This window comes from Daejeonella sp. (assembly GCF_017495225.1).
Lineage (GTDB): Bacteria > Bacteroidota > Bacteroidia > Sphingobacteriales > Sphingobacteriaceae > Daejeonella.
In genome coordinates this window covers 125,304-139,439 of the sequence record NZ_JAFEIG010000007.1, presented here as the reverse complement: position 1 = coordinate 139,439, position 14,136 = coordinate 125,304, and the positions used below count along the sequence as shown (strand labels likewise).

The window sequence follows — 14,136 nt, the reverse complement described above, 5'->3', positions numbered from 1 at the left end:
AACGAATTTCTAAACAGCCATTCATCTAATAAAAAATATTTCTTTTTAATTAATATTAATTCGATATTCTTTTTATATTCAACGAAAATCCGTTTCAAGACTGATTTTTTAATGCTTAATTAATGCTAGGGAAAATCAAATTTGCTATTTTGAGCAAAATTTGACCTTAATTCTATTTTACAAAACATATTTTTTATGCAGATTATTAGAAATTTCAATGAGTTTGAGTCTTTTTTGGGTAAAGAGTTAGGTGTTTCCGAAGCGCATAAAATCACACAGGAGCAAATAGGGCAATTTGCTGATGCCACACTTGATCATCAGTGGATTCATACTGATCCGGAGCGTGCAGCAAACGAGGGGCCATTTAAAGCTACTATTGCGCATGGCTATTTAACGCTTTCGCTTATTCCCTACTTATGGAAGCAAGTGGTTGATGTACAAAATTTAAAGATGGAAATCAATTATGGGATTGATAACCTAAAATTTGGCCAGCCAGTACTTGTGGATAGTGAAGTGCGTTTAAGGGCAACTCTTGTTTCTATTGTAAATCTTAGAGGTGTTTGCAAGGCTACAATTGGTGCCGAGCTCGAAATTGTTGGTCAGGCAAAGCCCGCATTTAAAGGGGATGTGGTATTTCTTTACCATTTTACAGAGTAAGAACGCTATAAAATTTGTCTTAAATAAAAAGGCTCTAATTTATTAGAGCCTTTTTTAATAGTTTTAGCGAGCTTTCGGGACTAGTTTAATTTCAAAATCTGAAATCTCTACTAATCTTTCTTTATATAAGCTTCCTGCAGCCTTTTTAAACGCTTTCTTGCTAATTTTCAATCGGTTATAAATATCTTCTGGTGAACTTTTATCACCTAAAGCAATCGATCCACCGCACTCTTCAAGCTCAATCATCAAGCTATCTTTAAGATCGAGAATATGCTTAAATCCAATCACTTGAAGGCTCAAATCAATTTTATTGCCTTCTCTAATTTTTTTAATCCAACCTCTTTTTTGATCACCTGGTTTTAAATCTTCAAAAACTTCATTATGGTATAATAAACCCATAAATCTTTGGTTGATGATGGCACTATATCCTAAATCACTTTCTTCAGTAATTAATAAGCGAACTTCATCTCCTTCTTCCAAATCATGCTCATCCTGATCAATAAAATCGCTTAAGCGAGAAGATGCTGTAATGCGATCACTGCGTTCATCGGTATATAGATAAACAACATATTTTTGTCCGATTTGCATTGGGCGCTTCTGCTCGCGCTCTGGCACAAATACATCTTTACCGATACCCATGTCCATAAAAGCACCTTGTTCTGTTACATCAACAACAGTAAGTAATGCAAACTCATCTACTTGTGCAATCGGGGTTTCTGTGGTAGCCATTATTCTACCATCGCTGTGAATGTATGTAAAAACATGGAGGTTATCCCCAATTTGAGCATCCTCAGGAGCATTAACAAAGGGCAGGAGCACTTCTTTCTCCCCATCTGTTAAAATGAGACCGGCCTCAGTCTTTTTTGTAAACCTTAATTCGTTAAACTTTCCGATCTCTATCATGTTTTCTGCTTAAATATCCTGCAAAGATACGAAAAAGCAGATTATTGAAATTTATAAGGCTAAAAAAGGAATATTCCATAATTTTTGGGATGCATGCTCCATCTAATTTATTTACAATACCTTTGATTGAAATTGTTTTTATGCAGGATTAAACATTCAATTAATAACAAATTGGCAAATAAGATATTTTTAATAACTCCGCCCTTCACTCAGCTTAATACGCCCTATCCGGCAACAGCTTATTTAAAGGGTTTTCTGAATACAAAAGGTATTTCAGCTTTTCAAGCAGATCTTGGGATTGAAGTTATTTTAGCCCTTTTTTCTAGAGCTGGTCTAGAAAATCTTTTCAATGAAATTAAAATCCCTCATGAGGAATTAACGGATAATGCAAAGCGAATTTTTGCCCTCAAAGAGCATTATATCCACAAAATTGATGCGGTAATTTCATTTTTACAAGGTCATAATCCAACATTATCACATCTTATTTGTCAGGAAGATTTTCTACCCGAAGCATCCCGTTTTGAACAAATGGAGGAGCTCGATTGGGCCTTTGGAACCATGGGTACGCAAGATAAAGCCAAACACCTTGCCACTCTTTTCTTGGAAGATATTTCTGATTTTATTGTAGAATGTGTAGATCCTAATTTTGGTTTTAGCAGGTATGCCGAGCGTTTAGGGCGTTCTGCTAATAGCTTCGATGAGCTTTACGAAGCTTTACAAGGGGATTTAACCTTCACCGACAAGATTTTAATTAGATTGTTGGAAGAGAAAATGAACGTAGTGAATCCTGAAATGGTTTCATTATCGGTTCCCTTTCCGGGGAATTTATATGCTGCCTTCCGAATTGCTCAATGGCTTAAAATGGAATATCCGCAAGTAAAAATTGCGATGGGTGGTGGCTTTCCCAATACCGAATTACGTTCAATCTCTGATGCTCGTGTATTTGAGTTCTTAGATTTTATTTGTCTCGATGATGGGGAAGCTCCTGTTGAGCATTTAATTGAATTGTTGGATGGGAAGCGTGAAATTTCTGATTTAAAAAGAACTTTTGTACTGATTGATGGAGAAGTAAGGTATTGCAATAGCAGTAAATCGCCAGATTATAAACAATTTGAAACGGGCACTCCTGATTATTCAGACCTATTGATGGGTCAGTATATATCTGTAATTGAGGTGGTTAACCCGATGCACCGTATGTGGAGTGATGGCAGGTGGAATAAACTCACCATGGCCCATGGCTGCTATTGGGGTAAATGCACATTCTGTGATATTTCGCTCGATTACATCAAAATATATGAGCCTATTGCGGCTTCTTTACTCTGCGATCGAATGGAGCAAATGATTGCGCAAACAGGTGAGCGTGGTTTTCATTTTGTGGATGAAGCCGCACCTCCAGCATTAATGCGCTCTTTGGCGCTTGAAATTTTGAGGCGTAAGTTAACGGTTACTTGGTGGACTAACATTCGCTTTGAAAAGAGTTTTACCAAGGATCTTTGTTCTTTATTGAAAGCTTCAGGTTGTATTGCCGTTTCTGGGGGCTTAGAAGTAGCGTCCGACCGTTTACTGGAACTCATTCAAAAAGGTGTTACCGTAGAGCAGGTAGCTCGGGTATGTCATAATTTTACCGAATCGGGGGTTATGGTGCACGCTTATTTGATGTATGGTTTCCCTACGCAAACTGCTCAAGAAACTATCGATTCACTCGAAATGGTAAGACAGATGTTTGAAGCTGGAGTATTGCAATCGGCATTTTGGCATCAATTTGCCATGACTGCTCATAGTCCAGTAGGCATGTACCCCGAAAATTTCAAGGTTGAAAAAGCTTGTGGATCGACTGGAACATTTGCGAATAATGACATTGTACATATTGATAAAACAGGTACGGATCATGAGCTTTTTAGCTACGGACTTAAAAAATCATTGTTTAATTATATGCATGGTATTTGTTTTGATTATCCATTGCAAGAGTGGTTTGAACATAAAGTACCCAAGACAAAAGTTGATCCACAATATATTTTTAAGTGTTTATCTACTGAGGATACTTTTCTAATTAAACCAGATGCTAAGATTGTTTGGCTAGGTGCCAAACCCGAAATTTCATATTTTACTAAAAGCAAAAAAGGTAGGCAATGGGAAATGTCTGAACTTAAATTTTTTAATAAAAGAGAAAGTTTTAGTATTCAAATCGAAAAAGAGCAGGGAGAATGGCTCTATAAATTTATACCAATGTGTTCTACAGATTCGACAGAATTAATGACCTTTAAAAAAGCAAAAGAAGATTTTGAAGCGGGTTTAGGGCTTGATTTTGAGCCTTTTTGGTATGGGAAAGCAATAAATACACTACGTCAGCAGTCTGATTTATTAGTATTATAAATGTTGGCAGGGCGATAAATCAACACCCTGCCAACATTAAAAAATTAATTTACTCCACCTTTACGAGTTGGCTCACGTGTGGTTGGCCAATTAGTTCTCTCGCCTGAGCGAGGGTTGATAGGTAAAACACTCTTTTCATTTGAAGCTCTTTCAGGATCTTCACTAGCCATATAAGTTAATATCGCAGTTAAAATGGCATTGTTTTGAACATCATCAAATACTATTTTATCATAAGTATCGCGATTGGTATGCCAAGTATAGTTTCCGTAAGACCAGCTTAGTGAGCTTAAAGAGAATGCTGGAGCGCCTGCTGCTACAAAGGAAGCATAATCAGAACCACCACCGCTAGGGCTGCCTGGGAAATTTGATTTTATCTCAGAGCGGATGGCTGAAGGAACAGGGTTTAACCATTTGTTTAGGTAGTCATAAGCATGTAAAAAGCCTTGACCTGAAAGATCTACTACTCTTCCTGTTCCATTATCTTGATTGAAAACAGCTTGTATATTTTTTACAATTTCAGGATGATCTGCAACAAATGCTCTTGAACCATTTAAACCTTGCTCTTCGCTACCCCAATGCCCAACAAGGATTGTTCTCTTTGGGTTTGGATACACTTTTTTCAATATTCTCATTGCTTCAAGCATGGTGATTGTTCCAGTAGCATTATCAGTTGCTCCAGTTCCACCATCCCAAGAATCGAAGTGTGCTGAAAGAATAACATATTCCTCAGGCTTTTCTGTCCCTTTAATTTCAGCAATAGTATTGAATGTTGGAACCATACCCAATTCTTTTGAATCGGTGCGAACACTGATTTTCGGTCCAACACCTGATTCAGCTAGTCGGTATAGCATGCCATAATCTTCAAGAGCAATATCTATAGTCGGAATTTTTGTTGTTTGAGCGCTAAAAATTTTGTTTACGCCAAAACCCGCCGACCAGTTTGAGGTGATAACACCAGCAGCACCTGCTTTTTCAAGTGCTAAAGCAAGATTTTTTCCACTTAATCCAGTTTTGCTTAAACGATTTCTCCATTCAGCACCAGCTTTCGTGCGCTCAGCCTTCATTTTTTCGAAAGATTCTTTGGTGCCAAATTCTTCCCAATTTTTATCATCTCTACCAGTAGGCTGTTGCATAGAAATCATTACAAATTTTCCTTTTACTGATGGTAGCCAGTTTTTAAAAGCAACCGAATCAGCAAGATCTGCGATGATAATTGTCTCGCCAGTTACGGTTTTACCTGAAGTAGAAGGACTCCACGCTAATTGCATTCCCTCAAGAGATTTTACGCGTGGATGAACCATATCAATATGGGTAATTCCTCGTTCCCAGCCACGCCATTCGCCCCACTGCTCATTCTTAGCAGAAATGCCCCAGCTCTGGTATTTTGAAACTGCCCAATCATGTGCTTGCTTCATTTGTGGAGTTCCAACAAGCCTTGGTCCAACACCATCAGTTAGCTCATGTGCTAATTTTTTTAATTGTGAATTTTCACTCGCCTCTTTGATAATAGCCTGTACTACAGGATCTTTACTCTGGGCATAAATTTGACTTCCCGATAATATCAAGGAAAGTGATAGAAGGTAAAATGATTTTCTCATGGAATTAATTGGTCTAATAAAATTAGGTTATCTTATCTAAGATATAAAAAAGCTTTGATAGGAAGATTAAGCTATGTAAATATTACAATAGTGCTAATCTTTGTTCATTTTGTATTATTGTTATGGTTTTTATAATTTTTCAATAATTCTTGTTAATTTTCATTGTTTAAAAATTATCAAATGGTTCCAATTTCCCTTTCTACCCCAAATATCTTTAAACTTCTAAGTCTATTCTTCATTTCTCAAATTTATTCTTCTTTTGCTCAATCAAATTTCTCTGGAATGGAGCATCTTTTCACAAATCCTAAGCAATATACCGTAGTTTATAATGCAAAAGCGCCTATAATTGATGGGAAATTGGATGATGAGTTATGGCAAAATATACCATGGACAGATAATTTCGCGGATATTGAGGGCGACAAAAAACCTCTGCCTTTATGGAATACCCGCACTAAAATGACATGGGATGATAAAGGACTTTATATTGCTGCCGAATTACTCGATCCTCACGTTTGGGCAAACCTAAAAAATTATGATGATATCGTTTTTTACGATAATGATTTCGAAATTTTTATAGATCCCAGTAACGATACTCATCAATATTATGAGTTTGAAATAAATGCTTTAAATACCATGTTCGATTTGTTCATGCCAAAACCATATCGAAATAGTAGCGGCCCTATGATTGTTTATAATGCACCAGGTATGAAGTGGGCTGTGGATGTTCAGGGCACAATAAACGACCCTAGTGATATAGATAAAGGCTGGACTACAGAAATATTTATTCCTTTTGGCGCCGTAACTATTGGTGTTAATCCCAAAGTTCCTCTCAATGGTGAATTTTGGCGTATTAATTTTTCAAGAGTACAGTGGCTAACAGAAATTAAGGATGGTAAATATGTCAAATTGAAGGATTCCAATGCTAAAGTACTTCCTGAACATAATTGGGTTTGGTCTCCACAAGGAGTAGTTAATATGCATTTTCCAGAGCGTTGGGGCTATTTATTCTTCAGTAAACCTGAAGATGGTGCTAAGACTATTAATTATTCAATCCCATATTCTGAAGACCAAAAAAAACATCTGTGGCATGTTTATTATCTTCAGAAAGAATATTTGCAAAAAAATAAGACCTATGCGTCAAATCTAAGTCAATTGGGCATTCAGGACAGTACTTTTAATCTTAAAGGTATTGAAAATAAGCTCTGGATGGAAGCAACTAGCAGACAGTTCATGGTGTATATCGGTAGTGATAAAAATACATTCTCTCTGAATGATGAAGGTCTTGTTCAAACTGTAAAGTAGTTTTCTACTTTATAGTTAAATGCCTGGCGAGAACTATCAAAATTTTATAAGATAAGTGTTATTCTAATCTACGGTAACCGTTAAGCCTTCCTGCTGTAAAATTTTCCTATAAATTTCAACTTCTGTATAAGAACCCTCTAAAACAGTGCATTTACCATCATTATGGACAGTCCATGCGATGCGTTCAGCTTGTTTTTCAGTATAGTCAAGGTATTTTACTAAGCAGCTTATAACGTGCTCAAAAGTATTGGTATCGTCGTTCCAAAGTATCAGGCGATGATTAACCTTTAACGCTGCTAATACTTCTTCAAGCGTTAGTGTTTCTTCCTGTACCTCTGTTCCCATTCTGCAAAGTTCGTAATTTGGAATTGAATTTAAAAACGGACTATTCTTGAATTATTGCTGTTACTTCAATTTCAATAAGCAGATCGGGGTTGATTAGCCGACTAATTTCTATCATGCTTGTAGCTGGTTTAATATCTTTGAAAAATTCGGAATGTGCTCTGCCAGCTTCTTCCCATTTACTGATATCAGTAACATACATCCGCGTACGAACCACATCATTTATTGATGCACCAGCTTCAGTAAGTGTTTTTTCAATTTTCTGAAAGATGAAAATAGTTTGGAAATAGAGGTCGCCTTTTCCCATTACCGTTTCTCCGTCAACGGATGTGGTACCTGAGATTTCTATTTGATTTCCTATACGTACGGCTCTGCTATATCCTACCAGATCCTCCCATACTGCTCCAGATGATATATTGACGCGTTTCATTTAATATTTAACTTCCTTTGGCCGAGCGTGTCATCATCTCAAGCATATCCCACATCTCTGGAGTTATAGCTTCGAGTCCGTTAAACTGGCCAGCACCCTGCAACCATTCTCCTCCATCAATTGTGATTACTTCTCCATTGATATATCCTGAAAAATCAGACATCATGAAAGCGGCCAAATTTGCAAGCTCCTGATGATCTCCTACACGTTTTAATGGTACACGATTTTTAAAATCAAACTTTTTAGCCATATCTCCAGGAAGAAGTCTGTCCCATGCCCCTTTAGTTGGAAAGGGACCTGGAGCAATGGCATTGTTTCTGATGCCATATTTACCCCATTCTGCGGCTAATGAGCGTGTCATGGCCAATACGCCACCTTTTGCACATGCTGAAGGCACAACGTAGCCAGAGCCTGTAAATGCATAAGTGGTAACGATATTTAAAATTGTTCCCGCTTGTTTTTCTTTAATCCAATGCTTGCCTACCGCCATGGTGCAATTGGCAGTCCCCTTCAATACAATATCTATAATTGTAGAAAAAGCATTCGCTGATAATCGTTCAGTAGGAGAAATAAAGTTGCCGGCGGCATTATTTAATAGTCCATGAACCTGTCCGAAACTTTCTAACGTCTTTTTTAGCACTTCTTCTACCTCCTCAGGCTTTCGAACATCGCATTGAACTGCCATTACCTTCGCACCTGTTTTATTGCTGCTAGCGGCTTCCTCTTCCATTTCTGAGGCTGTCTTTAGGAGCACATCCAATTTCCTACTTGTAATCACCACATTAGCCCCAAGTTTTAGAAAATAGGTGCTCATGGCTCTTCCTAAACCAGTGCCTCCACCAGTCACTATTATTGTTTTGCCACTTAGGGCATCATCACGTAACATAGGTTCATTATACATATTAGGCTGATTTTTGTTGTAAATTTTGAATTATTGTTTTCAAGATGGAACGTGTAGATGGCGACCACCACTGTGCCAGCATTGGTCCAAGCATATCTGTAGGATCTTGACTAACTTTTTTAAGTAGCTCATTGCGCATATTCATCTTGCTCTGCTGCCAAGTATTGCGTTCCAACTGAATATAAGTCAGCATTTTGCGTTCTGCAGCATGTAAAATGCTTTCTGGATTGACTACCTCATCAATTAAACCACTAGCCAGAGCTTGCTGTGTATTTAAGAGTTTGCCCTCTAGTAAAAAACGGTAGGCATTTGGCTGACCTAACCAGAATGAATAAAGATGAAAAATGCTTTCCGGGACAATGATTCCTACTGGAACTTCATTCAAGCCGATGATGAATTTACCTTCAGCCATAATTCTATAATCGCAACATAGGGCAAGCACGCAGCCACCTGCGGGACTATGACCGCTGATTGCTGCAATCATTGGTTTTTTGAATGAAACTAAGCTTGTTACAAGATCTAAAAAGTCAATCCAAAAGCTTTTTATTGTCTCCTCATCGTAATCAAAAAGCTCGATTAGATCTAGGCCCGCAGAGAAAAATCCATCTTGACCCGTCAAAATTAAACCTGCAATTGAATCATCATTCTCAATGTTTCTGATCATTTGATGCAGTTCATTTACCATTTCTGCGTTTATAGCATTCGAGCGACCTCGATTTAATGAAAGGACGGCAATTTTATCTTTTATATTAACCTTTATCGTGTTCATGTTTATTTAACGTTATATCTAAATATATGTCTACCAATAGTTCCGTCAATATTTACCCCCTCAACAATGGCTTTATATTTTCCTTTCCCATCCGAATTATAGAATTCAACACTAGCTTTTCCTGTGCTATCACTAATTATTACATTCGGATTCCAATAAATAGTAGATCTAAGGTCAGCAACTCTTGTGTTTGTAGCTGGGTCACTATAATTTGGTGAGTAAAACTCACGCCCCTGAGAATATCCTCTTGGGTTGTAGCCTATAATTCCTGGGGCATAATTTCTGTAATTTGTATTGTACTCTCCTCGTTTAGTATTTACAATAAGCACACCTCCACTACCTCTCATGCCATAAATTGCTGTATTAGAAATGCTTTTTAAGATTTCGATAGTTTCTACATCATTAGGATTAATGGAAGAAAGAAAGTCAGGTTCAACGAATGAACCATCGATAATCACTTGCATAGGTACCGGCCCAGAAAAAGAGGATGTCATATTTCGAGTTGCATAAACTATGTCATTCATGACCGTTATTCCTGCAAATCGGCCTTGTATACATTGAACAATAGTAAGACAATTTTGTAACTGCTCTGCCTTAATTATGTCGTCAGCTCTGCCTGCCCCATTTAAATTGGATGAGTTTTTTACTTCTACTTTCTTCTCAACTATTTTTATCTCATCTAGCATAATGTTTCTGGCAATGAGTCCATTTTTTCTCAAATCGTCATATTGTTCGCGACTATTTTTGAGGTATGGAAAGATAGATTTATTTACATTTATCTCTACCATCGGATTGTTTTTATTTTTTGTAACCACTTGAGATGGAATCCTATCGAGTAGTATTTCTACATTTTTTTTATCTTTTTCATTCCTTGCTTGTACGATGAATTTTGTGCTATCATTGAAAAAAAGATTATCAAATTTGAAACGCCCATTTTTATCGGTTAAAGTGTCTAATAAAAACTGGGTGCCAGATGATGAAAATAAAGTTACTTTTCCGCCAATTATCGGTTTACCTGACATGGAGCGTACTTCTCCACTCACCTGCATGCTATTTTCGGGTTCAAATACTATACTAGGGTAGTTATCAGATAAAATATTTTTCCATTCAAATCGACGCCATCCTTGTGTTAATAGTAAATTATCGAGGTGCCTAACCTTGTCTGCATCAATACTGGTGAAATAATAATTAGGCTTCTCAATAAAGCCTTTGAGATCAGAGCTTAATAAAAGATTTGAAATGATAGTTGTTTCATTCTCTTCCTCAAAAGGAACTTTTGTTTCATCAATTACTGAGATTGAAAAACTTCCCATTGTTGGTTTTCCGAGTTTGTCCTGAGCATCTAGCATAAGCTTTACTTTTTCTCTTTTTTGGTAGTCAAGCTTTTCGCTACTGAGTTTAATATTTAAATGATCAGAGTGATTAATGAATACTAATCTTTCAGCAACCGGTTCATCATTAGGTGAAAACAATGTTAATTGTAATATACCTGTTGGAAAACGTGATTTTGGAATAGACGAAGAGAAAATACTACTGCTCATTTTATTTTTAGATACAAATAGTACCTGTCCATTACTTTGGGCTACCAGTTTCAATTCCGAATCTGGCGCTTGCAGTTCATTACTAGAAATCCTTATTTTGAGGCTTGTTGAATCCGAATTATCGGCACTCAGTACATAGCCTTTAGCCTTTACCTTTGGAAGAGGAATCTTCTTTTCTGAACCATCTTTAAAGATAATATGAGCAGTATAGATATTCGATATTGATGGCTTAAATCTGAATGAGCCCATTCCTGCAAACTCCGAATTAAAGTCAATTAGTCGGTTTTGATTTTCATCTGCAATATAACCACTCACAGGCAGGCCTAAGCCATCTGAGCCCAATGCTTTGAAGGCAACTCTTGAAGTAATACCATCAATTAAATCGCCACCCTCAGGAAAAAACTGTACGTCAGTTTCATTTGAGGTTGTTTTAACTAGAAAACTTTTACTTGCTAGTGCTTTTTCGTCTAAACGGATATTGGTATTGATCTTGCCAGATTTCAAAATAAACGGCTGATTATTCACAAAACTCACTTGAACTGTGCCATTTGTATCCGTTACCGCTTTTCCCTTCAAAATGCTTCTAAAATCTAGTACAACTTCATAAGTTACTTCTTTGTTGCTTATTGGAGCACCAGATAAATCGCTATAATTCAAATTAGCCAAAACTCTTTGACCTTTAGGATCCTTACTAAAAGTATAATCAGCTTGTGTAATTACCTTATTTGATATGGAGTTTCCAATGGTAATTGTTTTATCGAAAAAATAGTCTTCATCGAAGTTTCGCATCCAACTGGTATAGGCACGTATCCTATAATTGCCCTCTTCTAATGAATCGCTAAGGGCAAAATCACCCCAAGTAAGACCTATCTGCAAGGGTAAAGTCAAGGATTGTTTTACAGAATCATCTTCATTAATGAGGTCAACATACAGAATTTTGCTCAAATCGGATAATTCATTCTTTTCTGCAGTTACAACATAAGCCTTAAACCAAATATTGTCGCCGATAGCATAATATGGCTTATCTAAATGCAGGTGTACCTTCTCTTGAGGGTATTGCACGCGATATTTTTCTAGCTGTTGAAGTATCTTTTTTATTGGATCATCTTCTCTTACAAAGCCTAATGCCACAACAGATATAATGATTGAAAATATTAAAATAAGGTATTTTTTCATGACTTTGTTATTAAAGAGTTAGAACTAATAAACTATTGTTTTATAAATTTTCTTTTATTATTAATTTCTATCGTAATAATAAAGCCTTAATTTAATAAAAAAACTAAGGCTTATCATAATTTACGAAAAATTAAGGAGATTATTTTAAAAAGTGTTTTTCCACATCATACTTTCAACTGGGCGCGTAGTTTTATTATTGTATTTAGCATTAGTTTTGGTATTGTACATTGTTTCTACATCTCCCTCTACAACAAAGTAGATTAATTGACCAATTGGCATTCCTGCATAAATTCGTACCGGTTGAGCACATGAAATTTCTAAAGTCCAAGTATTGCAAAATCCTACATCGCCCTTTCCTGCAGTAGCATGAATATCTATACCTAAACGGCCGGTGCTTGATTTACCTTCCAAAAATGGAACATGCTTGTGAGTTTCGGTATATTCTAGTGTAACCCCTAGGTAGAGCGTATTCGGCTGAAGCACAAAGCCTTCTTTCGGAATTTCAAAGTGATCAATTTCATTATGAGCCTTCGCATCTAGGACTCTATTTTTATATGTTGCCAAATATTTACCTAGGTGTACATCATAAGAATTAGTGCCTAAACACTCTTTTTTGAAGGGTTCTATGATGATATTCCCCTTTTCAATTTCTTCGAGTATGATTTTGTCAGAAAGTATCATAAATAAGCTTAAGATTTGGACTAATTTATGATTAATTTGAGATAGTTTTGCAGGTATTTTAATTTAAAAAATGGCTCTCGCTTATCATAAAAAAATCGACTCTTCAACGTCCTTCGCTATTTGGAAGATTGAAGAGTCTGCAGACGAATTATTGGCTCAATTACAGTTAAAAGAGCATGAAAAATCGTATCTTGATAGTCTGATCAGCGGGAAAAGGAATATGCATTGGTTAAGTACCCGTGTATTACTTCGTAAAATGATGGATACTGATGAGTATATCGACTGCAGAGTTGATGAGGACGGCAAGCCTTATTTGACAAATTTCCCTCATTTTATCTCCTTAAGTCACTCCTACGATTATGCTGCTGTGATGGTAAGTAAAAATAAATCTGTGGGAATTGATATCGAGCTTGTAAAAAATAAAATTGAACGTATTGCAAGTAAATTTATGAGTGTTGATGAGATGCAATTTATTGATGAAAATCAGCGAATTGAGCATCTATATGTTTGTTGGTGTGCCAAGGAAGCTATTTATAAATTGCATGGTAAAAAGAATGTGAGTTTCATTGAAAATATTAAGTTAAAACCCTTTGCTTACGAAGGTGAGGGTTCATTTGCTGCAAAACTTGAGCTTGGGACTATTAAAAGGGAGTTTAATGTCCATTACGAGAGATTTGATGGCTATATGATTGGTTTTGTTTCAGATGATATAAATGAAGAATAAAGACGTAATATTTCAGGACTGGGGCTTGATGGATTATCAATTAGCATGGGACAAGCAAGAGGCTATTTTTGCTGAAACGGTCGATTTGAAAACTCAAAACCGAAATAATGGGACTGAAATAGCGGTTCCAAATCATCTTATATTTGTGGAGCATCCTCATGTTTACACACTTGGAAAAAGCGGGAAGCCTGAAAATTTATTGCTTGATGAATTAGGCTTAAAGCAAAAGAATGCTACTTATCATAAAATTAATAGGGGAGGTGATATCACTTATCATGGTCCCGGTCAATTAGTAGGATACCCAATTCTCGACCTTGATAATTTTTTTACCGATATACATTTATATTTACGCACGCTTGAGGAAGCTATTATTCTCACACTTGCCGATTATGGAATTTCTAGTGGGAGGTATACTGGATTTACAGGTGTTTGGCTTGATGCTGATAATCAAAAAGCCCGGAAAATATGCGCTTTAGGCGTTCGCTGTAGTCGCTGGGTAACCATGCACGGTTTTGCATTTAACGTGAATACAGATCTCAATTACTTTAAAAATATCATTCCATGTGGTATTGACGATAAAGATGTAACTTCTATGGAAAGGGAACTTGGGTTTAAGCTTGACATGGAAGAAGTAAAATCTAAATTAGGACAGCACATTGCTAGTTTGTTTGAAATGAAGCTTCGGTAAAATAGCATATTTTATCATGATTTAATAGGCTCTTTAAGATTTTGAGCACCA

The 14,136-nt window shown here is 36.5% G+C and carries 13 protein-coding genes; 5 read left to right on the top strand and 8 right to left on the bottom strand.

Annotated features, from left to right (window positions below; genetic code table 11):
* The first annotated feature begins 195 nt into the window (after window positions 1-195).
* Window positions 196-657 (top strand): MaoC family dehydratase, encoded by a 462-nt coding sequence (locus tag QZ136_RS03415; RefSeq protein WP_291400345.1) that lies wholly within the window; start codon window positions 196-198, stop codon window positions 655-657.
* Between the two features lie 63 nt (window positions 658-720).
* Here the strand turns inward: QZ136_RS03415 and QZ136_RS03410 are convergent, their stop codons facing one another.
* Window positions 721-1,560, bottom strand: coding sequence for a S1-like domain-containing RNA-binding protein (locus tag QZ136_RS03410; RefSeq protein ID WP_291400343.1), 840 nt, complete (start codon window positions 1,558-1,560; stop codon window positions 721-723).
* 171 nt (window positions 1,561-1,731) lie between these two features.
* Here QZ136_RS03410 and QZ136_RS03405 point away from each other — a divergent pair, with 171 nt between their 5' ends.
* On the top strand, window positions 1,732-3,933 hold the full coding sequence (locus tag QZ136_RS03405) for a radical SAM protein (protein ID WP_291400341.1): 2,202 nt from the start codon (window positions 1,732-1,734) through the stop codon (window positions 3,931-3,933).
* A gap of 44 nt (window positions 3,934-3,977) precedes the next feature.
* On the opposite strand, the gene QZ136_RS03400 is transcribed toward QZ136_RS03405, so the two are convergent.
* Entirely contained in the window at window positions 3,978-5,531 is a 1,554-nt protein-coding gene (locus QZ136_RS03400) for a M20/M25/M40 family metallo-hydrolase (RefSeq protein WP_291400339.1), read from the bottom strand.
* Window positions 5,532-5,711: 180 nt separating this feature from the next.
* Here QZ136_RS03400 and QZ136_RS03395 point away from each other — a divergent pair, with 180 nt between their 5' ends.
* Complete coding sequence (locus QZ136_RS03395; protein WP_291400337.1) at window positions 5,712-6,833, top strand: carbohydrate-binding family 9-like protein; 1,122 nt, start codon at window positions 5,712-5,714, stop codon at window positions 6,831-6,833.
* Between the two features lie 63 nt (window positions 6,834-6,896).
* Here QZ136_RS03395 and QZ136_RS03390 read toward each other — a convergent pair whose 3' ends face one another.
* The 6 genes from QZ136_RS03390 to dcd all read right to left on the bottom strand — a co-directional run bounded on the left by QZ136_RS03390 (window position 6,897) and on the right by dcd (window position 12,673).
* Window positions 6,897-7,178 carry an ATP-dependent Clp protease adaptor ClpS gene (locus QZ136_RS03390; RefSeq protein ID WP_291400336.1) on the bottom strand — a complete coding sequence of 94 codons (282 nt, stop codon included), beginning with the start codon at window positions 7,176-7,178 and terminating at the stop codon, window positions 6,897-6,899.
* Between the two features lie 40 nt (window positions 7,179-7,218).
* Window positions 7,219-7,605, bottom strand: a complete 387-nt coding sequence (locus tag QZ136_RS03385; protein WP_291400334.1) for a RidA family protein — start codon at window positions 7,603-7,605, stop codon at window positions 7,219-7,221.
* Window positions 7,606-7,612: 7 nt separating this feature from the next.
* Complete coding sequence (locus QZ136_RS03380) at window positions 7,613-8,506, bottom strand: SDR family oxidoreductase (protein ID WP_291400332.1); 894 nt, start codon at window positions 8,504-8,506, stop codon at window positions 7,613-7,615.
* A 1-nt stretch (window position 8,507) separates the two neighbouring features.
* Complete coding sequence (locus QZ136_RS03375) at window positions 8,508-9,275, bottom strand: enoyl-CoA hydratase/isomerase family protein (protein WP_291400330.1); 768 nt, start codon at window positions 9,273-9,275, stop codon at window positions 8,508-8,510.
* Window positions 9,276-9,277: 2 nt separating this feature from the next.
* On the bottom strand, window positions 9,278-11,992 hold the full coding sequence (locus tag QZ136_RS03370; RefSeq protein ID WP_291400328.1) for a TonB-dependent receptor plug domain-containing protein: 2,715 nt from the start codon (window positions 11,990-11,992) through the stop codon (window positions 9,278-9,280).
* Window positions 11,993-12,136: 144 nt separating this feature from the next.
* Entirely contained in the window at window positions 12,137-12,673 is a 537-nt protein-coding gene (gene dcd, locus QZ136_RS03365) for a dCTP deaminase (protein ID WP_291400325.1), read from the bottom strand.
* A gap of 70 nt (window positions 12,674-12,743) precedes the next feature.
* Between dcd and QZ136_RS03360 the strand changes: the two genes are divergently transcribed.
* A complete protein-coding gene (locus QZ136_RS03360) occupies window positions 12,744-13,397 on the top strand; it encodes a 4'-phosphopantetheinyl transferase superfamily protein (RefSeq protein WP_291400324.1) in 654 nt (217 codons plus the stop codon).
* Window positions 13,387-14,085 carry a lipoyl(octanoyl) transferase LipB gene (gene lipB, locus QZ136_RS03355; RefSeq protein WP_291400322.1) on the top strand — a complete coding sequence of 233 codons (699 nt, stop codon included), beginning with the start codon at window positions 13,387-13,389 and terminating at the stop codon, window positions 14,083-14,085. The genes QZ136_RS03360 and lipB overlap by 11 nt, the downstream gene beginning before the upstream one ends.
* Window positions 14,086-14,136 lie beyond the last annotated feature (51 nt).

Bases quoted from the DNA above. Each gene is read 5' to 3' on its own strand.
- QZ136_RS03390 (WP_291400336.1), bottom strand. From the start codon at position 7,178: ATGGGAACAGAGGTACAGGAAGAAACACTAACGCTTGAAGAAGTATTA.
- lipB (WP_291400322.1), top strand. From the start codon at position 13,387: ATGAAGAATAAAGACGTAATATTTCAGGACTGGGGCTTGATGGATTAT.
- QZ136_RS03385 (WP_291400334.1), bottom strand. From the start codon at position 7,605: ATGAAACGCGTCAATATATCATCTGGAGCAGTATGGGAGGATCTGGTA.
- QZ136_RS03370 (WP_291400328.1), bottom strand. From the start codon at position 11,992: ATGAAAAAATACCTTATTTTAATATTTTCAATCATTATATCTGTTGTG.
- QZ136_RS03415 (WP_291400345.1), top strand. From the start codon at position 196: ATGCAGATTATTAGAAATTTCAATGAGTTTGAGTCTTTTTTGGGTAAA.
- QZ136_RS03400 (WP_291400339.1), bottom strand. From the start codon at position 5,531: ATGAGAAAATCATTTTACCTTCTATCACTTTCCTTGATATTATCGGGA.
- QZ136_RS03410 (WP_291400343.1), bottom strand. From the start codon at position 1,560: ATGATAGAGATCGGAAAGTTTAACGAATTAAGGTTTACAAAAAAGACT.
- QZ136_RS03395 (WP_291400337.1), top strand. From the start codon at position 5,712: ATGGTTCCAATTTCCCTTTCTACCCCAAATATCTTTAAACTTCTAAGT.
- QZ136_RS03375 (WP_291400330.1), bottom strand. From the start codon at position 9,275: ATGAACACGATAAAGGTTAATATAAAAGATAAAATTGCCGTCCTTTCA.
- dcd (WP_291400325.1), bottom strand. From the start codon at position 12,673: ATGATACTTTCTGACAAAATCATACTCGAAGAAATTGAAAAGGGGAAT.
- QZ136_RS03360 (WP_291400324.1), top strand. From the start codon at position 12,744: ATGGCTCTCGCTTATCATAAAAAAATCGACTCTTCAACGTCCTTCGCT.
- QZ136_RS03380 (WP_291400332.1), bottom strand. From the start codon at position 8,506: ATGTATAATGAACCTATGTTACGTGATGATGCCCTAAGTGGCAAAACA.